Source organism: Rhizobacter sp. P3_B12, assembly GCF_056402895.1.
Genome location: NZ_JBFUGN010001643.1, coordinates 1 through 704 on the forward strand (window position 1 = coordinate 1; position 704 = coordinate 704).

Below are 704 nucleotides of genomic sequence, written 5' to 3' on the forward strand. Positions count from 1 at the left end.
ACCGACCTGATCCCCGACCTGCGCGACGTGCTGCCGCTGCTGGAGCGGGCGCGCCACGGCATCGAGTTCTTCGGCATGAGCGACCGGGCGCGCGAACGGCTGGTGCGCATCCGCAGCCTGCACGGGCTGAAGCGCTTCACCGAGTTCCTGGAGTTCCTCGGCGAGCTGTCGGACTGCAGCGACTACCGGCTGCTGTCGAGCATGCCGCTGCAGAGCTTCGACGACGATACCTCGCTGGCGCAGATCAGCACCATCGTCGACTACATCACCGAGAACAGCGCAAGCCAGTTCTCTATGGCCGAGCTGAGCCGGCGCGTGGGCATGAGCGAGAGCCAGTTCTCGCGCTATTTCCGGCGCGCCACCGGCAACACCTTCACCGATTTCGTGAACCGGCTGCGCGTGACACGGGCCTGCCAGCTGCTGATGGAGACCGACCGCTACATCACGAACGTCTGCTACGACGCGGGGTTCAACAACGTCGCGAACTTCAACCGGCGCTTCCTCGAGATCAAGGGGATGACGCCGAAGGAGTTCCGCAAACAGGGCGAGGCGCGGTTCGGTGGGGGCTCGGGTAAATCCCCATCCCAGTAGCCAATCCCCCCCGGTGCACACTGCCGGGATGCCTTCGGTCGCCCCTGCCCGCCCACGCATCCTCGTCGTCGACGACGACCCCGACCTGCGCGCCTCGCTCGACGACGCGCTGA

At 66.3% G+C, this 704-nt stretch carries 1 protein-coding gene; it reads left to right on the plus strand.

Going from position 1 to position 704, the window contains the following annotated elements:
* On the plus strand, positions 1-591 hold a 591-nt coding region (locus AC1D01_RS37430; protein WP_477874983.1), incomplete at its 5' end, for a helix-turn-helix domain-containing protein.
* Positions 592-704 lie beyond the last annotated feature (113 nt).